This window comes from Paenibacillus ihuae (assembly GCF_001368795.1).
In the GTDB taxonomy this organism is placed as follows: Bacteria; Bacillota; Bacilli; order Paenibacillales; family Paenibacillaceae; genus Paenibacillus_AQ; species Paenibacillus_AQ ihuae.
The window spans coordinates 3,144,506-3,168,376 of sequence record NZ_LN831198.1; the positions used below are offsets into that span (position 1 = coordinate 3,144,506).

General features: G+C 47.3%; 29 protein-coding genes. All 29 read right to left on the reverse strand.

Features of this window, described 5'->3' with window-relative positions; translation table 11 throughout:
* The coding region (locus AQR02_RS34285; protein ID WP_245237615.1) for a site-2 protease family protein at window positions 1-127 on the reverse strand (127 nt) is incomplete at its 3' end.
* Window positions 128-276: 149 nt separating this feature from the next.
* On the reverse strand, window positions 277-1,416 hold the full coding sequence (locus AQR02_RS14275; RefSeq protein WP_054941048.1) for a 1-deoxy-D-xylulose-5-phosphate reductoisomerase: 1,140 nt from the start codon (window positions 1,414-1,416) through the stop codon (window positions 277-279).
* 22 nt (window positions 1,417-1,438) lie between these two features.
* Entirely contained in the window at window positions 1,439-2,242 is an 804-nt protein-coding gene (locus AQR02_RS14280) for a phosphatidate cytidylyltransferase (protein WP_054941049.1), read from the reverse strand.
* Between the two features lie 21 nt (window positions 2,243-2,263).
* Complete coding sequence (locus tag AQR02_RS14285; protein WP_054941050.1) at window positions 2,264-3,037, reverse strand: undecaprenyl pyrophosphate synthase; 774 nt, start codon at window positions 3,035-3,037, stop codon at window positions 2,264-2,266.
* 79 nt (window positions 3,038-3,116) lie between these two features.
* Window positions 3,117-3,671 (reverse strand): ribosome recycling factor, encoded by a 555-nt coding sequence (frr, locus tag AQR02_RS14290; RefSeq protein ID WP_054941051.1) that lies wholly within the window; start codon window positions 3,669-3,671, stop codon window positions 3,117-3,119.
* A complete protein-coding gene (gene pyrH / locus AQR02_RS14295) occupies window positions 3,671-4,399 on the reverse strand; it encodes a UMP kinase (protein ID WP_054941052.1) in 729 nt (242 codons plus the stop codon). Before pyrH ends, frr begins: the two co-directional genes overlap by 1 nt.
* 108 nt (window positions 4,400-4,507) lie before the next feature.
* Window positions 4,508-5,158: a translation elongation factor Ts gene (tsf, locus tag AQR02_RS14300; protein ID WP_054941053.1), complete on the reverse strand. Its 651-nt coding sequence runs from the start codon at window positions 5,156-5,158 to the stop codon at window positions 4,508-4,510.
* 129 nt (window positions 5,159-5,287) lie between these two features.
* On the reverse strand, window positions 5,288-5,989 hold the full coding sequence (gene rpsB / locus AQR02_RS14305) for a 30S ribosomal protein S2 (RefSeq protein WP_036692565.1): 702 nt from the start codon (window positions 5,987-5,989) through the stop codon (window positions 5,288-5,290).
* Window positions 5,990-6,189: 200 nt separating this feature from the next.
* Window positions 6,190-6,816: an endolytic transglycosylase MltG gene (locus AQR02_RS14310; RefSeq protein ID WP_054941054.1), complete on the reverse strand. Its 627-nt coding sequence runs from the start codon at window positions 6,814-6,816 to the stop codon at window positions 6,190-6,192.
* Entirely contained in the window at window positions 6,813-7,379 is a 567-nt protein-coding gene (locus tag AQR02_RS14315; protein ID WP_054941055.1) for a hypothetical protein, read from the reverse strand. The genes AQR02_RS14310 and AQR02_RS14315 overlap by 4 nt, the downstream gene beginning before the upstream one ends.
* 34 nt (window positions 7,380-7,413) lie before the next feature.
* Window positions 7,414-7,758, reverse strand: a complete 345-nt coding sequence (locus AQR02_RS14320; RefSeq protein WP_245237449.1) for a hypothetical protein — start codon at window positions 7,756-7,758, stop codon at window positions 7,414-7,416.
* Window positions 7,759-7,803: 45 nt separating this feature from the next.
* On the reverse strand, window positions 7,804-9,207 hold the full coding sequence (locus tag AQR02_RS14325) for a flagellar assembly protein A (protein WP_054941057.1): 1,404 nt from the start codon (window positions 9,205-9,207) through the stop codon (window positions 7,804-7,806).
* A gap of 28 nt (window positions 9,208-9,235) precedes the next feature.
* Window positions 9,236-10,024 carry a FliA/WhiG family RNA polymerase sigma factor gene (locus AQR02_RS14330; RefSeq protein WP_054941058.1) on the reverse strand — a complete coding sequence of 263 codons (789 nt, stop codon included), beginning with the start codon at window positions 10,022-10,024 and terminating at the stop codon, window positions 9,236-9,238.
* Window positions 10,025-10,099: 75 nt separating this feature from the next.
* On the reverse strand, window positions 10,100-10,510 hold the full coding sequence (locus AQR02_RS14335) for a hypothetical protein (protein ID WP_342447456.1): 411 nt from the start codon (window positions 10,508-10,510) through the stop codon (window positions 10,100-10,102).
* A gap of 2 nt (window positions 10,511-10,512) precedes the next feature.
* A complete protein-coding gene (locus AQR02_RS14340) occupies window positions 10,513-11,010 on the reverse strand; it encodes a chemotaxis protein CheD (protein ID WP_054941060.1) in 498 nt (165 codons plus the stop codon).
* Window positions 11,003-11,629 (reverse strand): chemotaxis protein CheC, encoded by a 627-nt coding sequence (locus AQR02_RS14345; RefSeq protein WP_054941061.1) that lies wholly within the window; start codon window positions 11,627-11,629, stop codon window positions 11,003-11,005. The genes AQR02_RS14340 and AQR02_RS14345 overlap by 8 nt, the downstream gene beginning before the upstream one ends.
* Window positions 11,630-11,632: 3 nt before the next feature.
* The gene (locus AQR02_RS14350) at window positions 11,633-12,094 is read right to left on the reverse strand and encodes a chemotaxis protein CheW (RefSeq protein ID WP_054941062.1); all 462 of its coding nucleotides are present in this window, start codon (window positions 12,092-12,094) and stop codon (window positions 11,633-11,635) included.
* Between the two features lie 27 nt (window positions 12,095-12,121).
* Window positions 12,122-13,021, reverse strand: a complete 900-nt coding sequence (locus tag AQR02_RS35570) for a chemotaxis protein CheA (RefSeq protein ID WP_425339977.1) — start codon at window positions 13,019-13,021, stop codon at window positions 12,122-12,124.
* Window positions 13,005-14,198: an Hpt domain-containing protein gene (locus tag AQR02_RS35575; RefSeq protein ID WP_425339978.1), complete on the reverse strand. Its 1,194-nt coding sequence runs from the start codon at window positions 14,196-14,198 to the stop codon at window positions 13,005-13,007. The genes AQR02_RS35570 and AQR02_RS35575 overlap by 17 nt, the downstream gene beginning before the upstream one ends.
* A gap of 34 nt (window positions 14,199-14,232) precedes the next feature.
* The gene (locus AQR02_RS14360; RefSeq protein WP_054941063.1) at window positions 14,233-15,624 is read right to left on the reverse strand and encodes a protein-glutamate methylesterase/protein-glutamine glutaminase; all 1,392 of its coding nucleotides are present in this window, start codon (window positions 15,622-15,624) and stop codon (window positions 14,233-14,235) included.
* A gap of 38 nt (window positions 15,625-15,662) precedes the next feature.
* Window positions 15,663-16,538: a MinD/ParA family protein gene (locus AQR02_RS14365; RefSeq protein ID WP_054941064.1), complete on the reverse strand. Its 876-nt coding sequence runs from the start codon at window positions 16,536-16,538 to the stop codon at window positions 15,663-15,665.
* Window positions 16,538-17,935, reverse strand: a complete 1,398-nt coding sequence (gene flhF / locus AQR02_RS14370) for a flagellar biosynthesis GTPase FlhF (RefSeq protein WP_054941065.1) — start codon at window positions 17,933-17,935, stop codon at window positions 16,538-16,540. The genes AQR02_RS14365 and flhF overlap by 1 nt, the downstream gene beginning before the upstream one ends.
* Window positions 17,932-19,965: a flagellar biosynthesis protein FlhA gene (gene flhA, locus AQR02_RS14375; protein ID WP_054941066.1), complete on the reverse strand. Its 2,034-nt coding sequence runs from the start codon at window positions 19,963-19,965 to the stop codon at window positions 17,932-17,934. Before flhA ends, flhF begins: the two co-directional genes overlap by 4 nt.
* Window positions 19,966-19,985: 20 nt before the next feature.
* On the reverse strand, window positions 19,986-21,080 hold the full coding sequence (gene flhB, locus AQR02_RS14380) for a flagellar biosynthesis protein FlhB (RefSeq protein ID WP_054941067.1): 1,095 nt from the start codon (window positions 21,078-21,080) through the stop codon (window positions 19,986-19,988).
* A 22-nt stretch (window positions 21,081-21,102) separates the two neighbouring features.
* Window positions 21,103-21,894 carry a flagellar biosynthetic protein FliR gene (gene fliR / locus AQR02_RS14385; protein ID WP_245237451.1) on the reverse strand — a complete coding sequence of 264 codons (792 nt, stop codon included), beginning with the start codon at window positions 21,892-21,894 and terminating at the stop codon, window positions 21,103-21,105.
* Between the two features lie 4 nt (window positions 21,895-21,898).
* Window positions 21,899-22,168, reverse strand: coding sequence for a flagellar biosynthesis protein FliQ (gene fliQ / locus AQR02_RS14390; RefSeq protein ID WP_054941069.1), 270 nt, complete (start codon window positions 22,166-22,168; stop codon window positions 21,899-21,901).
* Window positions 22,169-22,189: 21 nt separating this feature from the next.
* The gene (gene fliP / locus AQR02_RS14395; RefSeq protein ID WP_054941070.1) at window positions 22,190-22,957 is read right to left on the reverse strand and encodes a flagellar type III secretion system pore protein FliP; all 768 of its coding nucleotides are present in this window, start codon (window positions 22,955-22,957) and stop codon (window positions 22,190-22,192) included.
* On the reverse strand, window positions 22,954-23,481 hold the full coding sequence (locus AQR02_RS14400; protein WP_054941071.1) for a flagellar biosynthetic protein FliO: 528 nt from the start codon (window positions 23,479-23,481) through the stop codon (window positions 22,954-22,956). The genes fliP and AQR02_RS14400 overlap by 4 nt, the downstream gene beginning before the upstream one ends.
* A gap of 9 nt (window positions 23,482-23,490) precedes the next feature.
* A complete protein-coding gene (locus tag AQR02_RS14405) occupies window positions 23,491-23,856 on the reverse strand; it encodes a response regulator (protein WP_019910416.1) in 366 nt (121 codons plus the stop codon).
* Between the last annotated feature and the right edge of the window lie 15 nt (window positions 23,857-23,871).

Consider the following 23,871-nt stretch of genomic DNA (forward strand, 5'->3'; position numbering starts at 1 on the left):
AACCGATAGCGAATTCACGTACAAGAATACCGGCGCGTTTGGCGAAATAATAATGTCCCCATTCATGGACGGTCACCAGAACAAAAAACATAAGCACCGTTAAAAAGACGACTCTTACCATTTCCATCCGTAACATTCCCCCTTTAGGTGTAAGACCGAAGTATGTCCTCTTAATTTATCATTATTCCAAGGCCCGGCACAAGAGAATCAACAGTCTCAGCCTATTTTTCAGGGTAACGCAAATTTCCCAGCTTAAGCAGCATAAATATCATATATTTACAGCTTGGATGCAAGCTCCCGGGCAGCCGCATCACAGTGTTCTATCTGCTCTAAATCGGGATTGCCAACATTTTCATGCTGCTGTAGTACTTCTTCAATAATTTCCTCAATACGCAGGAATGAAATCTCATGACGCAGGAAGCGGGCCACGGCGATTTCATTGGCTGCATTAAAAGCTGTGGTTGCCGTTCCTCCCGCTTTCCCACATTCGATCGCAAGCCGCAGGGCCGGATAACGGATATAATCCATTTCGCGGAAGGTCAGGCGTCCAATCTCAGCCAGCGATAAACGGGCTGCCGGTGAAGACCAGCGGTCCGGATAGGTCAGCGCATACTGGATCGGCACGCGCATATCAGGAGTACCGAGCTGTGCAATGATACTGCTGTCGCGGAATTCTACATAGGAGTGGATAATGCTCTCCGGGTGCAGCAGCACATTCACCTGCTCATAGGGGAGGCCAAACAAATGGTGGGCTTCAATTACCTCAAGTCCCTTATTAACCATGGTTGCCGAGTCTATGGTGATTTTGGCACCCATACTCCAGTTCGGATGACGCAGCGCGTCCTCCACGGTAACATTCTTGAGCTGATCGCGGGTATAGTCGCGGAAAGAGCCGCCTGAGGCGGTAACTGTAATGCTCGCAACATCGGCGCGGTTTTCACCGTTCAGACATTGAAAAATTGCCGAGTGCTCGCTGTCAACCGGAAGAAGCTTTACCCCTTTTCGGTCAGCCAGTTCTGTTACCAGATGACCTGCTGTTACAAGTGTTTCTTTATTAGCCAGTCCGATATGCCGGCCGGCTTCGATAGCAGCCAGCGTTGACTTCAGCCCCACACTGCCTACCACAGCGGTCACAACCGTATCAGCAGCTCCTCCGGCAGCGATTTCAACCAATCCCTCACTCCCGTAGAAGAGCTCCACACCGGATGGCAGGCTCGATCTGATGTCATCCGCAAGCTGCTTGGTGGATACGGACACACGCCGAGGCTGGAACCGGCGCACCTGCTCTAATAATAGGGCGGTATTGCTGCCAGCAGCCAGCCCATCTACTTCAAAGGCTTCCGGATGCATCGCAACGACATCCAGCGTCTGCGTGCCAATGGACCCGGTTGAGCCGAGAATACTTATTTTTTTCACCGTTGTACCTTCTCCCCGTCGTTTAATAGAAAGGCATCAGCATTACGATATGTACGAAAGGAAATACGATAATCCAGCTGTCGCAGCGGTCAAGTATGCCACCATGACCAGGCAGCAGAGAGCCTGAATCCTTAATACCGTACACCCGTTTATAGGCAGACTGTACAAGATCTCCAAGCTGACCGAGAACAGCACAAGAAATACCGATTAGCAGTGCTCGTCCGATAGTCAGCAGATCAGGAACAAATAGTGCAAAAATAACCGAAATCACAACGGAAATGAGAACCCCGCCAAGGGCGCCTTCTACCGTCTTATTGGGACTGATCGCCGGCCAGAGCTTATTCTTTCCGAAGCTTCTGCCAACGAAATAAGCGCCTGCATCACTACCCCAAATGCAGCAAAGCAGCAGCAGTGTCCAGAAGAGGCCATGTTCATCACCCGCAGCACGGGCCGTACCCATATAGGAGAAACCCATTCCTATGTAAACAATCCCGGTAAACAGCAGGGCAGTAATCTTAATATCCTGTTTATTTTTAGTGAATACTGTCACGAGCAAGAACAATAACAGCATCAGCCATATGCCCTGTTCCCAGGACAGCCATGGGGAGACATCAAGCAATCCCCAAGGAATCATGAAACAAACGATCGAGGCATACCCCAGCAGGGAAGTGCTACTGAATGGAGAGAGACCCGTCATTTTCACAAATTCAAACATTCCGATGAGCGCCATGGCAGTCAGTAGGAGCTGATAGGACCAACCCCCAAAAGCACACAGGCCCAAAAAAACTGCTCCGGCAACAATTCCGGTAATCAATCGTTGCTTCAAAGGTTTCCATCTCCCATCAGGCTACTTCAATCCGCCATAGCGGCGTGTACGGCGCTGATACTCGGCAACAGCCTGCAATAAATGCGATTTGTCAAACTCCGGCCAGTATACATCCGTAAACCACAGCTCGCTGTATGCGATCTGCCAGAGCATGAAATTGCTCAGCCGCATTTCTCCGCTGGTGCGGATCAGTAAATCAGGGTCAGGCAGCCCCCCGGACAATAATCTGCTGTCAATCAGTTCAGATGTAATCTCATCTGGAGAGAGCCGTCCTGCTTTTATGTCATTACCCAGTTCGCGCATACAGTCTTCTATCTCTTTACGGCTCCCGTAGTTCAGCGCAAAATTTAAGATTAGTCCAGTATTGTGCTTCGTCCGTTCAACTGCCTCTTCCATAGCCTTACGGGTATGATTAGGCAACGCATTACTATCACCCATTACGCGTACCTGTACATTTTTCTCTATCAGTTCATCCAGTTCAAGCGCAAGAAATTCCACTGGCAGACGCATCAGGAAATCCACTTCATCTTTAGGCCGCTTCCAATTTTCCGTAGAAAAAGCATACATCGTGAGGAATTCTACTCCAAGATCATTTGCGGCTATGGTTGCGCGTTTTACTGCTTTCATCCCGTTTTGATGACCGACAATGCGCGGAAGGCCGCGGCGCTTAGCCCAGCGACCATTACCATCCATGATTACCGCCACGTGCCGGGGAATGTTGTCCGGTGAAATCTCGACTGGCTGTTCTTCCTGCCTGTCTTTACGGCTAAGCCATGCTTGAACCCGTTTGATCATTTCCGTTTCCTCCAAGCTCATATCAGAAAGAGACAAACCCCACCATATAAGGAGGGGCCTTGAGGTCTCTTGATTATCATTATACTTCCATAATCTCTTTTTCTTTGGACAAGAGCACCTTATCGACTTCAGCTATGAACTTATCCGTTGATTTCTGAATATCTTCCTGGTGTCCGCGCGACTCATCTTCCGAAATGCCGTTCTTTTCCATCTTCTTGATGTCATCGTTAGCATCGCGGCGGATGTTGCGGATGGCTACCTTCGCCTCTTCACCGAACTTCTTGGTGAACTTCACAAGTTCAGTACGGCGTTCCTCAGTCAGCGGAGGAATGGATAGGCGGATGATCGTACCGTCATTGGCAGGTGTTAGTCCAAGATCAGACTTCATAATCGCCCGTTCAATGTCGGCTACCGACGATCGGTCCCAAGGCTGGATAAGCAGCGTCCGGGAATCCGGTGTACTGATATTGGCCAGCTGGTTAACCGGCGTAGGTGCACCGTAATAATCAACTTGAATGCGGTCCAGCAACGCTGTCGATGCGCGTCCTGCCCGCAAAGTAGCCAAATCGCGTTTTAGGGAAGAAATCGCTTTTTCCATACGCTCCTCGGCATTTTTCTTAACTGCCTGTGGCATTAATCTACACTCCCTTTAACAATCGTCCCGATTTTCTCACCAAGAACGACACGTTTAATATTGCCTTGCTCTGTAATAGCAAACACAATGAGCGGTATATTATTATCCATGCACAGCGAGGAAGCGGTAGAATCCATAACTCCAAGGTTTTTGTTCAGGACTTCCATGTAGGTCAGTTGCTCAAATTTCTCGGCTGTAGGGTCCTTAAAAGGATCCGCAGAGTAGACACCGTCTACTTTGTTCTTCGCCATTAGAATGACTTCTGCTTCAATCTCAGCTGCTCTAAGCGCTGCGGTTGTATCCGTTGAGAAGAACGGGTTTCCTGTTCCTGCGGCAAAAATAACCACGCGTCCCTTCTCCAAGTGACGGATCGCCCGGCGGCGGATGTACGGTTCGGCAATCTGCTGCATGGAAATGGAGGTCTGCACCCGCGTTGGAACATCAATTTGCTCCAATGCATCCTGCAGAGCAAGCGAGTTCATAACTGTGGCGAGCATCCCCATGTAATCGGCTGTTGCACGGTCAATGCCGCTTGCACTGCCGGCGATCCCGCGCCAGATATTTCCGCCACCGCATACAATGGCAACCTGAACGCCAAGCTCGACCACTTCTTTCACTTGCTCCGCGATGGAAATAATCGTCTCAGCATCAATACCATATCCGTTTTGTCCTGACAGTGATTCCCCACTTACCTTAAGGACGACTCTCTTAAATACCGGCTGTTCCAAATGTATACCCTCTCTTTCTTACAAAAGACGGAACACTACGTGTATGTGTTCCGCTCTTTTGATGCTTGCCATTATTCAGTTCAATGAAGCTGTAATTAAGTTTATCTATTATTGATTAACTTGTGCCATTACTTCTTCGACAAAATTGTCAACTTTCTTTTCCAGACCTTCGCCCAGCTCGTAACGAACAAAACGACGGATAGAGATGTTTTCACCGATCGTGCTGATTTTTTCGTTCAGCAATTGGGAGATCGTTTTGTCAGGGTCTTTAACGAAAGGCTGTTCAAGCAAGCAGTATTCTTCGTAGAACTTGCTGATGCGGCCTTCAACCATTTTCTCAACGATTTTCTCAGGCTTGCCTTCGTTCAGAGCTTGAGCTTTCAGAATTTCTTTTTCTTTCTCTACAGCTTCAGCAGGAACTTCTTCACGACGAACATACTGCGGGCTAGCTGCAGCGATCTGCATTGCGATATCGCGTGCGAATTCTCTGAAGGAATCCGTTTTACCTACGAAGTCAGTTTCGCAGTTGATTTCCACCAGTACGCCGATACGTCCGCCAGCGTGGATGTAGGATTCAACAGTACCTTCAGTAGCGATACGTCCTGCTTTGTTTGCTGCTGCGGAAAGACCTTTTTCGCGGAGCAGTTCAGCGGCTTTAGTGATATCGCCGTTTGCTTCTTCAAGTGCTTTCTTACAATCAAGCATACCTGCGCCTGTTCTTTCACGAAGTTCTTTTACGGATTTTGCGTCTACTGCCATTGTTATTCCCTCCAGATAATTGTCGTTTTATTCCATTTAAGGCCATTATCCTAAAAAAAGGGCAGTGAGAGGTTATCCACCTGCCAACCACCCTTTTCATTTAAGTTCTAGTTTAATTCCGGCTACTACTTAAGCAGTAGTTGTGTCTTCGCCCTGGTGAGCTTCAACAACAGCGTCTGCCATTTTACCAGTCAACAATTTAACGGCGCGGATAGCGTCATCGTTACCTGGGATTACGTAGTCGATTTCGTCCGGATCACAGTTAGTATCAACAATAGCTACGATAGGAATACCCAATTTGCGAGCTTCCGCAACAGCGATACGCTCTTTACGCGGGTCAATGATGAACAGCGCGCTTGGCAGACCTTTCATGTTCTTGATACCGCCCAGAAATTTTTCAAGACGATCTTTCTCTTTGCGGAGAAGGATAACTTCTTTCTTAGGCAGAACTGCGAAGGTACCGTCTTCTTCCCAAGCTTCCAATTTCTTCAGACGATCAATACGTTTCTGAATAGTCTGGAAGTTAGTCAGGGTACCGCCCAGCCAACGTTGGTTGATGAAGAACATCCCCGAACGTTCAGCTTCTTCTTTTACGGAATCTTGAGCTTGTTTCTTTGTTCCTACGAACAGGATTGTGCCGTTGTCGCCAGCGACGCTTTTTACAAAGTTGTAAGCTTCCTCTACCTTTTTAACCGTTTTTTGCAGGTCAATAATGTAAATTCCGTTTCTTTCAGTGAAGATATAACGATCCATCTTTGGGTTCCAACGACGAGTCTGGTGACCGAAGTGTACCCCAGCTTCGAGAAGCTGTTTCATGGAGATTACTGCCATCTTCACACACCTCCTAATTTTGGTTTATTGTGTGTCTCCTCCGCCGCGCGTCATTTTTCTACAAGACTTTCTTCTGAAGAAAGCACCCCTTGTCGAAATCAACCGGCGTGTGTTTTAACACCGTCAATTACTATACCATAATAAAATAATGTATGCAACGATTCATGAAATATTTTGTGATTTTCTGCCTTTGTGTAAGTTCATTTCACTGTAATCAGCTTCTCAATTATAGAGTTTACGCTTTCCCCTTTGGTGAAATTGTAGCTGCCATATTGAATCTTTGCATTAATTTTGCGGCTCATGGCAGTTTTAAGAAACTCGGTCTGCTCCTTAATGACCCCGGCCTTTGCCAAAAGCTGTGCAGTTTCTGTAAGTGTGCTGCCAGCCGGAATGCGAACAGCAACAACTCCGTTTAATGCGGCCTGTGGAGTAGCCGGTGCCTCAGGGGCTGTTCCTGCGCTTTGTACCGGCTTGGAGGGGACGGCCGGCTCTGTGGGCGCAGCAGCAGCACTAGGCTGCACAGCAGCTTCCGGTGACGCTGCAGCGGATGGGACTGGAGATGGAGTGCTGGCGGCATCGCTTGCCTCCGGTTTGTTCTTATTATCAGTCTGACCGGCAGGTTCAGTAACTTGCGCCGATGGCTCGAGACTCGCTTGGGGATCGGCCGCAGGATCTGTTACTGTCAGATTCAGTTTAGCTGCTTGCTGGACAAGCTCCTCTTTTGTTAACGAAGGAGCTGCTCCACCGGAGATCATCACCTGAAGGAGAAGAGCGCCTGATATCAGTCCGGTTCCCAGACCGAACATAAATGAGCGGTTCTTGATCATACCGACTCCTCCTGCTTCGCCAGCTGCAGAATGAGCTGGACTTCACCGCGCTGAAGTCCAGCAGTTTTGGCAATGAAGTCTATAGACTTGCCCTGTTCATGCAATTCAAACAGCCGCGGATAACGCAGCTTGATCGAACTAATAGGCTTTGCCTTTGGCTCAGGAGACACAGTCTCAGCACTTCCCGGAGGAGCCGCTGCAGTAATCTTACCTGCATTGTCTTTAACAAGAGCCGTCAGTTGAAGTAGACCCTTTTCTTCTACCATTAGCCTGGAATCAAACAGCAGCATATTTTTTTGCAATTCGGCGACCTGCTCCCGGAGTCCGCCAATCTCTTCCTGAAGAGCCGCTTTGGTGCTCTGTGACTGCTGCTTAATGCTGCCGACAAGCTGTATCATTTCATTATTCTCACGCTCGATATCGGCCATATAGAGTTCAAGTGCTGCTTCGGTGTCTTTCAGGCTTTGCTTCTCGGCTGGGTCTGATTGTCCGCGTGCCGGCAGCCTAAGAGCATAGACAATAGCAACAGCACCTACCAGCACGATGTATACCCATGGTTGCAAATGCTTTATCTCCTTTTTATATCATTTGAGCATCTCAGAGACTGAGATCAATGCGGCGGCCTTTATATGGATGTTCTGCATCATGGACGGCATCCTGTTTGCGTTCCTCTTGGGCAGATGACTGATTTCCCCGGCCATCCCCTCTGCTGCTGTCATTACGAAGCTTCGCCTCCGCAGATTCATCAACCTCTGTTGTCCGCTGGGCCAGCTCAGCGCTGTGCTTCACATTCTGTGCAGCCAGCTGCTGCTGATCAAGCACAGGACGATGCAGGTGTTCATTCTGAACCTTCCCTGCATCCGTTGTCCGAGGCAAGGCAATTTGTAATTCAACCGGTTTCAGGCTCATGGTAATCCCCTTCCTGAAAGACAACTTGTTCATTCATTACATAAAGCAATGGCCGGCTGCCTTACGCTGCCCGCCTTGTTAAATATACGGGGTCAACGAAATATCGCCTTCCGTATAGCGAAATACAACCCGTTCCGTCGGATCTTTGACGAATCTGGTATATCTACCGATTACAATTTTAGAACCGCCATAGATCGTTTTGATCACTTCCACTTTAGCTCTAGTCGTATCTTCAAGCATTTTCTCAATTTCCAGCACACGTTCTTTAATCCGCTTTTCCTCACGCATGTGAGACTGTTTCGTTGCGTTCAGCTTCACACGAAGCGCCACCTTGTCAGGTGACAGCTGGCCGTTGTTCGCGAGTTGATTCAGCAAATATAGCGCCTTATTGGTTTTGTCCTCATTTTCCAGCAGGTGTTTGAGTTCCTGACGAAGCTCATTTATCTCATTACGCAGCTCAGGAACTACTCCCACTTCAATTGCCGTGGCGGTTGACATCGTATTCCCGATAGTCCGGGCTACAACTTTTTCCCCCGCCTGTACAATTCCGCCTACGATGAGGCCTTTGGTCCCATTGCACAAAACATCATGCCCTGCGCGTATATTCGAATGCATTATACTCTGGGACACAATCACATCTTCACCAGCAACTACATTCCCATCCTGGATAAAGGATACCTTAACATTTTTGCCGGCACTGACCAGGCCTTTATTGTATCCAATAATCCCCCCGGTAATTTCTATCGAACCGCCAGAAATCAACTCCGCGCCTTCCACGCCTCCGACAACACGAATGTCCCCTGCAGATTTCACCGTAAACCCGGTTAACACGTTACCGCGGATAACTACTGTCCCTACAAAATCAATATTGCCTGTGCTGTAATCCACATCACCATTGACTTCGTATACAGGAAACACATTGATTTTCCCTTTGTCTGTAAGCGTAACTAAGCCGTCAATGGCCGCGTACATCGCAGTTTCGCTCTGGTCGACCAGTACGTTCTTACCAACTTTGAAGCGAGCTTCTTTCCCTGCTCTGAAAGGAATCTCCTCTCCGGTGACTGTTTTCCCCTTCTGTCCGGGTACCGGCGGAATCGTTTTCCCGATGATTTGTCCCTTCAAAACATTATGCAGACGTACCAGATCTTTGTAGTCGACCTTACCGTCTTCCTTTTCCAGCGGTTTGCGGTCTTCTTCAAGATCTACGGTCAGAACAACCTTTCCGTCAACACCATGCACCGGCTCATCACCAATTGCAATGGGTACTCTGCTGAAAAAATACTCTTCAGGGTTGCTGCTGATCCGCTTCACAATATCCCGCTGTATGCCGTAACGAACCTCATGACTGTGCAGGAAGCTCTCCAAATCTTCGAAGGAACAGGTGAAATTCTCATCCTTCTTGGAGAACTGTAGGTAGGCAATCCCTTTATCCTCAGAAAACGTAATACTTACGTATTGATCCAAAGCATAATGACCGATCAATATTGCTCCCCCTTGTCACCGTCTCCGGTTAATCATTCTGCATGAGAAGGTCGCGATTTTTCTCAAGCGTTCCCCTCAGGCGCAAAATCGCCTTTGAATGAAGCTGCGAAATACGAGAAGGGGATAATGACATCACCTCTGCGATCTCGCTTAAAGATAAATCCTCATAATATAAAAGGGACACTACGGTCCGTTCTTTCACCGTTAATTTTTCGATGCCTTTGGTGAGTGTATCGCGCAAGTAAAATTCATTCACTTTACGGTCTGGATTCTTAGCTTTATCGTCCACCAGGATGGACATCCGTGTCTCCGACTCTTCTTCACGAATAGGGTCTTCCAATGAGCAGAGTGACATGACCGCAACATCCTGCAGCATGTTCTGAAACTCCGGCTCAGAAATATTTAAATATTGGCTCATTTCCTCGTCACTGACTGATCTTAAATATTTCTGCTCCAGCTGCTGGTAGGCATCCTCGATTTTTTTGGCTTTTTCACGGACAGATCTGGGAACCCAATCGCTTTGGCGTAACGAGTCCAGAATAGCACCGCGTACACGCCAAGAGGCATAGGTTTGAAATTGCAATCCGCGTTTGTAGTCGAATTTCTCAATCGCATCAATAAGCCCCATTACACCATTACTGGCCAAATCGTCTTTTGATACATTTTTGGGCAGTCCGACAGCCAATCGGCTGGACACGTAATCTACAATATGGAGGTAATTCTCAATCAGCTTTTTTTTGGCTTCAGGATCACCGTGTTCTTTCCACCGTTCCCAAAGCACGTCTGTTACCGATAGAGAAGCTTTATGCTCGTTCAATGGCTTTCACCCTTCCCAAAGTTTAGTCAGCGGGCATTATGCGGGAATGATAGTCGTTTGGCCGCAAGCACTCGCTTATTCTTCTTTCAGGTGACGAACGGCCTTGGCCAATTCTTCAGGATCTTTCATGGAGACCAGCTTGGGCGGCTGCAGCGGTGTAAAGGCTTCACTGCCTCCGCTTCCTTCTGCCGGCTTTGGTTTCAGAAGGTTGATCAATTCCTCATCCTCGTCCGGAGTACTGAGATCAAGCTTAGTACCAAGCATATCATCTTCCGCGGCATTTTCTCCGGTCATCTCTGGTGCCGGGGACTGTTTAACAATAAAACCCAATACCCATCCCAGGAGGAATGCAAGCACAAACCAGATAATAAATCCATAAATCCCCCGAATTAGACTCGTCCCAAGTAAATTATGCCCGTAATTCGTAAGAAAGGTAAATAAAAAACCAATCACTCCGGATAAAATGCTTAGTAATATTTTTCCCATCACTATATTTCCTTAGCGCCTTTTTGCACACTGCGGATGTAAAGCACTCCTGTGCTGCAGGCAATTTCTATCGTACGCCCAAAATTTCCGCCTGTGTCTTCGGCAATTAAAGGGATGTTCAAAGCCTCTAAAGCTAGCTTACAGGATTCCACGTTACGAGGCCCGATCCTCATGGTGTCATTCCCCCCGGCAAAGGCAAACATTTGAGAGCCACCGGCCATCTTGGCTACGATCCGGCTGCGAACCGCTCCAAGCGCCAGCAAGCGGGACAACAGCTCCGGCACTGCAGTATCCGCAAACTTGGCGATATTCATTTGACCCTCACGGGCGATCTCCGACGAAGGCAGCATCACATGCGCCATCCCCGCCAGCTTCTTCCCGGGATCAAACATTGTAAGACCAACGCAGGAGCCAAGTCCAGTGGTGCGGATAAGACTCTCTTGGCTGCCTACATTAAGATCTGCCATTCCAACCTTAATAATGCTTTGTTCTTCAATCATTATCAAACGGTACTCCTAATGATTTGAAAATTTTCGGGAATGATTCGGGATCAGGAATAAGGAAAAATTGTCCTTCTATTTCATTCTGGCCTTCCAGGAACGTCGTATCAATGAGCAGTGCGTCATCCCCCATTTGGCCGAACTGCAAGAGTCCATAGCCCAGGATCGCCCCGGCCATATCCATCGCGAGAGCAGGCACAGTCGGATACATGGACAATGACGTAAAGTCTGCAAGGGAAGAAAGGTAAGAGCCGGCCAGAATATTGCCGATTTCACTCAAAGCTGAGAGCTCCATTTCACCCAGTTCCTGATCAGGAGAAATTTCAATACCTGCGACGCGGTTAAGAAGGTTCATAGCCGCTTCCGGTGTTAGAATGAAAAAGAGATTGCCGGGGGCCTCACCTTCAACCCGCAGAAACACTGCGTAAACCAGTTCTTCTGCTCCGCCGACCTTATCCGTAATTTCTTCAAAGCTCAGGAGCTGCACTTTGGGTACAGCCATATCAATCGGCTTGTTCAGGAGCTGGGATAATGCGGTGGCGGCGTTACCTGCTCCAATATTACCGACTTCCTTTAAAACATCCATTTTGAAGTCCTTGAAGTTTTTGAACAGCTCCATAACCTAGCCCTCTAGGCTTTCCAGTTGCACAATTTCACTCTTATTCAGCACTTCAGTCAGGTTTAGCATAATCAGCAGTCGATCTTCCCCGATTTTGGCCACCCCATCCAGATATTTCGCCTTGATACCGCCCACTACATCCGGTGGTGTATCGATGGAATCACGGTTCAAATCAATGACATCATTAGCGGAATCAACAATAAATCCTACTTCCATCTCATTCACATTAACGATAATAATTCGGGTCTGATCCGTATGTTCTGCTTCTTGAATTCCGAAACGGCCGCGCAGATCAATTACCGGAATGACCACACCTCGTAAATTAATGACTCCTTTGATAAAGGAGTAAGTCTTCGGCACACGGGTAATCGGCATCATACGTTCAATGGTTTGGACTTTTTCCACTTCAATCCCGTATTCTTCAGAGCCAAGCTTGAATACTATTACTTTGATATCATCAGCCATGGAATGAACCTCCCTGTTCTATCCTAATTATTTTATAAACGCATTCGGATCAATAATAAGTGCAACCTGCCCGTCGCCAAGAATAGTCGCACCGGAAATGCCTTGAACCTCAGGCAAATATTTACCCAGATTCTTAATTACAATTTCGTTTTGTCCGATGAAGTCCTGCACAGCCAGTGCAACCAGACGTTCGCCCTTGCGGACAACGACGATTTCTGTTTCTTCTTCCGTGCTTTCATCAAAATCAGGTACTGCATAGAATTTGCTTAGCGAAAGCAGCGGAATATGGCTGTTGCGGAACTCAATCATTCTGTTACCATGGATTGTGCGGATCTGGGTATTTTTCACAATTCCGGTCTCTACAATCGATGAAAGCGGAATTGCATATTTTTCAGAGCCAATCTTTACTAACATGGCAGCAATGATAGACAGGGTCAATGGAAGCTGTACCGAGAAGTTTGTACCTTTACCCGGAGTCGAATAGACAACCACATTTCCGCCAAGCGAAGTGATCTTGGATTTTACAACGTCCAAGCCTACGCCGCGTCCAGAGACATCGGAAATGACTTCTGCTGTGCTGAAGCCTGGTGCAAAGAGAAGTTGAATCGCCTCGTCATCTGAATAGGAAGCAGCTTGTTCTTGAGTAATAATTCCTTTTTTGATTGCAGATTGCAAGATCTTCTGCGGCTTGATTCCGGCCCCATCGTCCTCAATCTCAATAAATACGTGATTACCGCTATGGAAAGCCCGCAGATTAACTGTACCGGTATCCGACTTTCCTGAGGCAAGCCGGTCTTGAATCGACTCTACACCATGGTCAACAGCGTTGCGCAGCAAATGCACCAGCGGATCTCCAATTTCATCAATGACCGTGCGGTCCAGTTCCGTTTCCGCACCTGTAACCACAAGATCAATTTTTTTTGTCAAGGGATTTGGCGAGGTCACGAACCATGCGCGGGAACCTGTTGAATACGGTATCTACTGGCACCATCCGCAGTTTCATAACAATGTTCTGCAAATCGCCGCTGACACGTCCCATATGCTCAACAGTTTCAGTAAGATCACCGTTCTGCACTTCAGAAGCAAGCTGTTCCAGACGGACACGGTCGATCAGCAGCTCGCTGAACAGGTTCATCAGCACATCCAATCGTTCGATATCTACGCGGATCGTTCTCGAAGGTGCTCCGCCAGTCCGTACGGGCGCTGATTTGCCGTTCTCCTCTTTCGCTGCAGTAGCTGCTGGAGCTGTTGCAGGGGCAGATGCCGCAGACTCTTGCACAGGGGTAGCAGGAGAAGCTTCAGCTGTAGCAGCAGACATCTCCTGAGCCATCTGTGATAAGGACTCTTGGTCAAGCGCTACTGCAGTTACCTTGTCGATCTCAGACAAGTTCAAAATCATTCTTTGAATCTCATTAGCATCCTTTTGGGTTATGTAATAGAGAGAGAATCCATAGTCGAATTTCTCCTGCTCTATGTCCTGAACCGAAGGGAAGGATTTGACCACTTCTCCTGAACGCTCCAGGAGATCAAAAACCATATAAGCCCGTACCGCCTTCAACTGACAATCCTTACGGATTGCTACGTCGACATACAGCACCTGATGTCCTTCCTGCAGCGATTGCTCCAGAACGGAATACTGGAACTCATCCAGAGATATTTGGGCATCGCCAGTGGTTGCAGCCGCAGCAGTTACTTCAGCTGCAGCACCGGCCGCAGCAGGAACTTCCCCCCGAACGATAGCCTGAAGCGAAGATACGATAGCAGTAACATCCGCTTTACCTTCTCCCCCGCCCGTAATATCCTCTACCATGGATTCCAGGGCATCCAAGCTTTTGAACAATGTGTCAAATATGAAATCCTGCATCCGCAGTTTATTATTGCGAACCAGATCAAGTACATTTTCCATCTGGTGGGTTAGGGAAGCTAAATCCTCAAACCCCATTGTAGCCGCCATACCCTTTAGGGTGTGCGCAGAACGGAAAATCACCTGCACAATACTAATATCTTCAGGATTTGCTTCCAGCCCCATCATGCTCTCATTCAATGACTGCAGATGATCATTTGACTCATCAATAAACATGGATAAATATTGGTTCATGTCCACTAACGAGCACCTCCCCTTCGAGTTCGCTTTTCCTTTATTTTACATTTTGTACCAGCCGTGGTGCGATTTCTTGCAACGGCAGGACATATTTAACACACTTTAATTCCACTGCGGAACGCGGCATTCCGTATACAACGCAGGTTTCTTCACTCTCCGCAAACGTTGAGCTGACCCCTGTATCGTAAAGTGCCTTCATCATTTTTGCTCCGTCACTGCCCATCCCTGTCATGATTACCGCATGGCGCTCCAGCGCTGTCAGCGGCAGCAGTGATTCGAACATGGTATCTACGGAAGGCCGATGGCCGTTGCGTGCTTCTTCATTCGTAAGCTCAATTGCATATTGTCCTCCGGATGCCGGAACAACCTTAAGGTGAAATCCGCCAGGGGCGATATATGCCGCTCCCGGACGCAGAATCATGCCATGTTCAGCTTCTGATACCTCAAGCGGACTAAAGGTGTTCAGCCGCTGAGCAAGCGATTTAGTGAAATTGGGCGGCATATGCTGCACAATAACAATCGGCGCCGGAAAATCAGCCGGAATATTCTCCAAAAATGTTTTGAGTGCCCTTGGACCGCCCGTAGAGCAGCCTACAGCAACCAGTTTACGAAGACCTTTGGTTCCCAGTTTGCGGTCAGTGCCAGTAACTGGCGGCTCATTAAGCGAAACGGAAGGCGATTCAGGTATCGAACGGCTTTCCGGTATAGCTGGAGCTGACTCTTTCTTACCCCGGGTTTGCAGTTTCTCGGGAGCAGCAGGCTTAGGAGGGGCAGCAGAAGGCTGGGACAAATTCCGGGTTGTCCCGTTGCCGGCAGAAGTCTTGTCAGGTAATTTGTTACTCTGCCTACCAGCCGGTTTCGCTTGATTTCCAGCAGGCTTAACAGGAGCTTCTGTAGCTTTCTTTGGCTGAACAGGCTTACGTACAGTAGGCTCTGGAACAACTGTTGGGCTTGCGGCCGGCGGTGAGGCAGTGTCTGATACCTTAACATCAGCGTTGTTGGAAGAAATCCTCGCTTCACGCTGCTCACGGGCCAGCATAGCTCCCTTCATCTGCTCCCTTAGTGCTATCCCTACTGCTGTAATATCCTGTGAATTTGAAATCGACGGCTTACGGATAAAATCGAAAGCACCCGATTCAAGTGCAATGATGGTTTCCCTCATGCCTTCTTCATTGATACCTGACAGCATAATTACCGGCAAAGGATGCTCGGCCATGATTACTTTAAGTGCCTCCAGGCCGTTCATCTCCGGCATTTCCACATCCATAGTCACCAGATCCGGATGAAACTCATTCACTTTCTCAATCGCTTCCCGCCCGTTGGCAGCAGTTGCGGTTACTTTAAAGTTAGGTTCGTTTTCAATTAAATCGGAAATGATCTTACGCATAAATGCAGAATCATCCACAACTAATACTTTATATGGCCTCATAGCATTTCCACCTCTGTCCATCTAATTCTGAACAATTACTATTTTCGCTTCAACCACTTGTTGATAAATCCCTTGATGCCCTGCACCTTGGTTGTATCCGCCGAATCGGCGGCCAGGTAATTGAGGGCAAGCCGTTGCACGTCTTTGGCTGCTGCACTGTTCGGAAAAGCCACTGAGAATGGAACTTGTTTTTTGACTGCCTGAACCACATGCGCATCACTGCTGATAAATCCCAAGAAAGAAATGTCCAATTGCAAAAAGCGGCTGGCCGCCATGCGGATTTTATCGCTGGTGCCTCTTGCTTCCCTTTCATCCCCCGCCTGATTAACAATCAGCTTGAAGGAGACATTAGGATAAGAATTGTGCACAACCTTCATCAGTGCGTATGCATCCGTTATTGCGGTTGGCTCCGGTGTAGTCACCACCAGACAATCATCTGCTGAGGTTATAAATTTTAGCGTCTCCTTGGAAAGCCCCGCCCCCGTATCGAACAAGATGAAATCCATCGTGTCGGCGATTTGTGCAATTTGGGTTGTAAAGTAATTCAAATCGGTTTCCGAGAGGGAAAAAAGTTCATCCATACCCGAACCGCCTGCAATAAACGGCAGACCACCAGGTCCAATCTGGATAATCTGCCCGATATCCGCTTCTCTTTTTAACAGATGGTACAGATTGTATTTAGCCGATACTCCCATAAGCACGTCGATGTTGGCCATTCCGATATCGGCATCGAACAAAAGTACCCGCCTACCCATCGCTTTTAGAGCTAAAGCAAAGTTAAGCGTGAAATTCGATTTTCCGACACCGCCTTTTCCGCTGCAGACGGTAATAATCCGGGCGGAGGCTCCGCCACCGGACACGCGTTTGGAGTCCTGGCTTGATACCAGCTGTCTCAAAGATTGCGCCTGATCCATTAAGACCCTCCTGTTCCCAGCAGCACTCCACTGAGCTGTTCTTTGGTAGCCATTAGCAGATCATCGGGAACATTTTGTCCGTTAGTCATATATGACAGTTTAAGCGGAAAGTCATTCAAGACATTGAACAATGGCCCATAGCTTCCAGTCTCATCCAGCTTGGTGAAAATGACTTTGTCGAGCTGATAACGGCCAAAATGCTCTACAATCATTTTCATATCACGGCTTTTTGAAGTCATGCTTAGTACCAGGAAGGTCTCACTTTTCAGCTCTTTAGCCAGCAGACTTTGCAGCTCGGCGACAAGCATTTCATTGCGGTAATTTCGGCCAGCCGTATCCATTAACACCAGATCGCAGCTTTCTAAGCGGAACAGTGCTCTCTGTAAATCCCCGGGTGACTGTACAACCTCCAGAGGAATATTCAAAATAGCGGCATATGTCCGAAGCTGCTCTACCGCCGAGATCCGATAGGTGTCAGAGGTGATTAACCCCACCTTCCTGCCTTGCTTGAACAATTGCTCAGCGGCCAGTTTGGCGATTGTTGTCGTCTTACCAACGCCGGTAGGACCAGCGATATAAACAATTCGCGTATCCGGTGCGATTCCGGTAGAAATCCTGCCGGCAAGGAATCCGTTCACCTGTTCTTTTAACATTTCATCAAAGTGTTCCGATGTCCAAGTCCGGCCTTCGTCATTCCAGCGGTCAAAAACATTGCCGATCCATTCATCTACGAGCACAGCATCCGTGTCCTGTTCGATTAACCGGCGCTTGAACTCATCGAGAATCTCAGGCAGTTCAACTCCGCTTGAGGAGAAGCGGGCAATCCGCTCCATCCAATGCTTCATATCCCTGATCTCCCGGAGAACATCGCTTTCCAGCATTGCGGGAACCGGCTGCTCCAGATCCGTATTAAGTTTATCGTAGAGGGCCGATAAGGAGGTGCTTTCTTCCTTTAGAGGTGCAGCCGGTTGTGTATCAGCCGGTTTGTTCTCCGCTGGTTGGATTCGCTCCTCTTCCTGATCAAGAGGCGGAAGAACAGCTACAGCCCCTCTTGCCTCCTGCGCTTCAGTTAATGCAGCAGCAATCTCTGCAAAGGACTCGGCAGCCCTTTCTTTAAGCGGCATCTGTGACGAAGAAGCAGCTTTTTGATAAGCCTGCGGTACAGCGCTGCGCGGAATATTTACCGGAGGTGCTGTCGTTGCATTACTCGGTACAGCTGGCTTCCGCGTTTCCTCAACTGCAGCTACCACCTCAATCTTCTTTTTTTGGAACATTCCCATAAATCCGCCGATTTTAATCTCTTTGGTGCTTAGGATGACGGCATCGCTTCCCAGCTCGCTGCGGATGGAATGCATCGCGTCAGGCATCGTATCGACCACATAACGCTTCACTCTCATAAGTTCACCACCCCAACGCTTTGAATTTCAATATTAGGCTCCAGCTCGCTATAAGATAACACTGGAATATCCTGCATCGTCCGTTCAATAACCTGTCGCAAATACATCCGGATGGTCGGGGATGTCAGCACAATCGGCTGTTGTCCGGACTGAAGAAGACGGTTAATCTGCTCCGTAAGACGTTGATATACCGTTTGCGTCGAAACCGGATCGAGTGCCAGATAACTTCCTTGCTCCGTTTGCTGAACACTTTCGGAAATCTTTTTCTCCAAATTAGGCCCGACTGTAATGACCCGCAAAGTCTCTCCCGCCTGGGAAAATTGCTGGGTAATCTGCCTGGACAATGACTGGCGTACATACTCGGTCAGAATATCCGGATCTTTCGTATATGTGCCATAGTCTGCCAGTGTCTCGAAGATCGTAACCAGGTCGCGAATCGAGATCTTCTCACGCAGCAGCTTGCCAAGAACCTTTTGAATATCGCCGATAGCAAGTACTGAGGGAATAAGTTCATCAACCAGCACAGGATAATTCTCCCTGAGGTTGTCGACCAGCTGCTTCGTCTCCTGGCGTCCAAGCAGCTCATGGCCATGACGTTTGATCAGCTCTGTTAAGTGAGTAGCCACAACGGAAGGCGGATCTACTACGGTATAACCGGATAACTCCGCACGTTCTTTAACTGAATCATCAATCCACAGTGCAGGCAGTCCAAACGATGGTTCCACCGTTTCTATGCCATTAATCGACTCATCATCATACCCAGGACTCATGGCAAGATAGTGATTAAGTAATAATTCACCGCCGCCGACGTTATTTCCTTTAATTTTGATGACATATTCATTCGGTTTTAGTTGAATATTGTCGCGAATACGTATAACAGGAACAACAAGACCCATTTCCAGTGCACATTGACGTCTAATCATGATAATCCGGTCAAGTAAATCCCCGCCCTGACCTGTATCGGCCAGCGGAATCAGTCCATATCCAAACTCGAACTCTATCGGATCAACTGTCAGTAGGTTAATAACACTTTCTGGACTGCGTACTTCTTCTATCTGCTTCTCTTCCACCAGCTGCTCCTTGGCAAGCTGCTGTTTGTTAGCCTTTTGGCCCATACTGTAAGCTGCATATGCCATTAGTCCTGCCAGCGGCAAAGTGGATATTACCGTAATAGGTGTGAAGAACCCCAGAAAAGTGATCGTAACAGCCACAATGTATAGCAAATTGGGATATGATATCAACTGGCTTGTTAGGTCTTCCGCTAGATTTCCATCCGATGCTGCCCGCGTAACGATTAGACCCGAAGCTGTCGAAATGAGCAACGCCGGGATCTGGCTGACTAGACCGTCACCAATAGTTAATACAGAATACGTAGACAACGATTCGGCAAAATCCATACCATGAACAACCATACCGATAATAAAACCGCCAATCAGGTTAATCAGCAGGATGATTATACTGGCAATAGCATCACCTTTTACGAATTTACTCGCACCGTCCATGGATCCAAAGAAATCAGCTTCACGTTCAATTTTGAGGCGGCGTTCTCGGGCCTGCTGTTCGTTGATCATACCAGCGTTCAAATCGGCATCAATACTCATCTGCTTCCCTGGCATTGCATCCAGTGTAAATCTGGCGCCTACCTCAGCAACGCGTTCTGAACCTTTGGTAATCACAATAAACTGCACAACGACCAAAATAAGGAAAACAATGAACCCTATGGCAATTTGTCCCCCGGCAATCCAGCTTCCGAAAGTTGCGACAACTTCACCCGCATGTCCGTCTTTCAAAATAAGTTTGGTTGTAGATATATTAAGAGCCAGACGAAATAATGTTGTTATCAATAACAAAGAAGGGAAGATCGAAAACTGCAGCGCTTCTTTGTTATTCATAGCAACCAAAATGATTGTAAGGGCTAATGAAATATTGATAATTAGCAGTACATCCAGAAGCCACGCCGGGATGGGCAGAATCATCATTAGCACAATTCCGATAATACCCATTAGAACTGATATATCTTTAGCCTTCAATGTCCTTAACCTCCCCCGGCTTATCTTCTCTTGCCTTTAAGCTTGTATACATAGGCCAGCACTTCTGCAACCGCCTGGAATAGATCCGCAGGAACCACATCCCCGATCTCTGTCCTTTGGAATAATGCCCGTGCCAGCGGCTTATTCTCCATAGTCATAACTCCATGCTCCTTAGCCAGCTCTCTGATACGAAGCGCCACATAATCCTGGCCTTTGGCAATAACTTGCGGAGCCTCCATTGTTGAACCATCGTATTTCAACGCTACTGCAAAGTGTGTTGGATTCGTAATGATAACATCTGCGTTCGGAATTTCCTGCATCATCCGCTGCATAGCCATTTTACGCTGGGCTGCCTTGATTTTACCTTTAATCTGCGGGTCGCCCTCCATATTCTTGTACTCATCTTTGATCTCTTGCTTAGACATTTTGAGACTTTTCTCATGTTCATATTTCTGATAGATATAGTCAAAAATAGCCATAATAAAAAGGACGACTCCGATTTTCACACCCAAATTCATAGTCATCTTTGCGGCGAAACGGTAAGCCCCCTCTGCATCTACATGTGTAAGTGATGCAAAGCTGTCTTTCTGTCCCCATAGCGCGCTGTAAACTAAATAGCCTACAAGTAACAGTTTGAAGACTGATTTGAGAAATTCCACAAACGATCGAATGGAGAAAATATTTTTAAACCCTTTGATTGGATTGAGCTTGCTGAACTTCGGAGTGATTCCTGATTTCGTGAAAAGAAAACCAACTTCTGCATAGTTAACAACTACAGCAGCTACAAATGTAATAATAAGTAACGGAGCAAGCAGCATCAAAATCTGCAGACCGTACTCATTAAACATATTGATTACATTGTCAGTGGTCACTTCCATCAGCATGCGGTTCTGAAATATGTCTGTGTATAGCGTTATAAAACGCTCCTTCATGTAATCTCCAAACATTGTCAAACTAAGTAATGCCGACAAAAGAACTACAGAACCAGACAACTCTGCACTTTTGGCCACCTGACCTTGTTTGCGGGCGTCTCCCCTCTTCTTGGAGGTCGGTTTCTCGGTCTTATCGCCACCGAAATGTTGAAGGTCCAGTTTATAACGCTTCAACCTAGGCATAATTCACTCTCCTTACTCCCACCTAAGGACTCTTTCCCACAAGGCCGAGTAAATTCTGCATGGACTCAAACATAATGTCGAAGAGGTTCTGAAACAACAAAGCCATACTTGGCATTAGCAAAAGAAACAATGATAGGCCAACAATAATTTTGAGTGGAATTCCAATAACGAACACATTATACTGCGGTGCGGTTCTCGCCAAAAAGGCAAGACCCACATCCGTCAGAAACAGTGCGGTAACTAAGGGTGCAGACATCTGTAAGGCCAGCATAAAAGATTGCGCGAAGCTGTGAACCAGAAACTCCGATAAACTTCCATCGATCATTTTGATAAACAGATTATTATTAAGCGGTACCCATTCATAGCTGTTCACAATCGCATTTAGCAGGTAATGATGTCCATTCATGATGATAAACATAGTAAGTGCAATCATGTATTTAAAATTACCGAAAATCGGGGCAGAGGATCCGGTCACCGGATCAATTACGTTAGCGATTGCAAAACCGATTTGAATATCAATCAAAGAACCAGCAGTTTGTATAGTAATAAACATGAGAAAGCCCACAAAACCAAGCAGCAATCCTATCAATACTTCTCTCAGTATCAGAAGAATGTAAGTGAAATCCTGGGGAACAGCAATTTCCGTCCCTCCTGAGCTAAAAACAATTAACGCTACAAAGAGGGACAGGCCAATCTTAAATTGAACTGGCACAGTCCGGGATGAAAACACAGGAATCACAACAAAAAAGGAGGTAATTCGACAAAAAATTAGCAGAAAGACGGGAAAACTTTGCAACATATTCTCTATAGTCATAATCTTAACCGATGTACATGTATAGACTGCCTAATATTTGGCCAGTGAAGTCCACCAGTTTGGTGATTATCCAAGGTCCGAACACTAACAATGCAAGCAATACAGCGACAATTTTCGGAACAAACGCTAAGGTCTGCTCCTGAATCTGAGTTGTAGCCTGGAATATGCTGACTATAAGTCCTACCACCAGACCAAGAATCAGCATAGGAGCACTTGTTTCAAGTATCAAATATACAGCCTGGCCGGCGAGACCGATAATAAACTCCGTATTCATCCCTTATGCCTCCTCTTAGTGTCAGGTGTTAAAACTTAGCAGCAGTGATTTAACAACTAGGTACCAGCCGTCTACCAGTACGAAGAGCATTATTTTAAAAGGCAATGAGATCATGACCGGAGGCAGCATCATCATCCCCATAGCCATCAGTGTACTTGATACAACTACATCAATAATCAGAAAGGGAATAAAAATCATAAAGCCCATCATAAATGCCTTTTTCATTTCACCGATAGCAAAGGCCGGCACCATCACTGTTAGCGGTATGTCGCTGTAAGTAGCAGGTTTGACTGATGCATTATTACCGGTGTAATTCATAAACAGCAGCAGATCCTTGGTGTTTGTCTGCTTGAACATGAATTCCTTCATTGGATCGGCTGCTTTGGCAAGCGCCTCGGTCTGGGTGAGTGTCCCCTTCATGTACGGCTGCAGCGCCTGTTCATTCACCTGTGAAAGCGTAGGTGACATGATGAACAAGGTGAGGAACAATGCGAGTCCCACCAGCACCTGGTTTGGAGGCATTTGTTGCGTTCCTAGCGAAGTTCTGACAAAACCCAGCACGATGACGATCCGTGTAAAACTGGTCATAAGTACTAAAAAAGACGGAGCCACACTCAGTACTGTCACAAGGAGCAGTATCGAGATGGAACTGGTCCCTCCGCCGGCGGAACCGTCATTATCGCCGACCTGAATATTAATATTCGGAATTGGATCAGCGTGAATCGGATGTATGAGCATAACACTGAACATACCGAGCAACAGAAAAGAAAGAATCAGCTTTTTTTTCATAATTCCCTCGACTCATCCTTAAGACCCTCATCCCGGAGAAGCTCTTCCATTTTCTCTTTACGCTCAGGTGCCAGCGCAAGCTTGGATTGCAAAGTCTCATAAAAAGAGGATGTTTCGTTAAGTTCGATTTCCTGAGAAGGCACATCTCCGCGCACCTTGGCTTTGATCTTAGCTATAAGCGGCAATAGAAAATTATTCTGTCCTGAAGCTTGATCCTCAAACCGAGAAATAATAAGTGCTACTTCACCAGGGTCAGTGATTTTATCCAGTATCGAAATATTCTCACCAACCCCGATCAAGTAGAGGCTATCGCCGATTTCAACAATCTGCACAGACTTATTGGGACCCAATCCGAGCGCACCAAGCGTACGGATGGACTGCCCACTCATTAATGTCTGATTGCGGCGCCCTAGGAACCGGATCAGCAGCACTATGAGGATGATAATAATAGCAAGGACAAAAATAACTTTCAGTAAACTCAGCAGGGGACTACTATCTCCGAGCGTTCCGGAAGCGGATAACATGCCTCGTGCCTAGACGCCCAGCGTTTTGTTAATAGCTTCGATAACACGGTCTGCCTGGAATGGCTTCACAATGAAATCTTTGGCACCTGCTTGAATAGCGTCAATTACCATAGCCTGCTGACCCATGGCTGAACACATGATGACTTTGGCGTTGGCATCCACTTTTTTAATTTCTTTAAGGGCGGCGATTCCGTCCATTTCAGGCATGGTAATATCCATCGTGATCAAGTCCGGACGCAACTCCTTAAACTTCTCAATAGCCTGCGAACCGTCCTGGGCTTCACCCACTACCTCGAATCCGTTTTTCGACAAAATGTCACGGATCATCATTCTCATAAATGCTGCATCGTCCACGATTAGAATTCGGTTAGCCATTTTTAAAAAATCCTC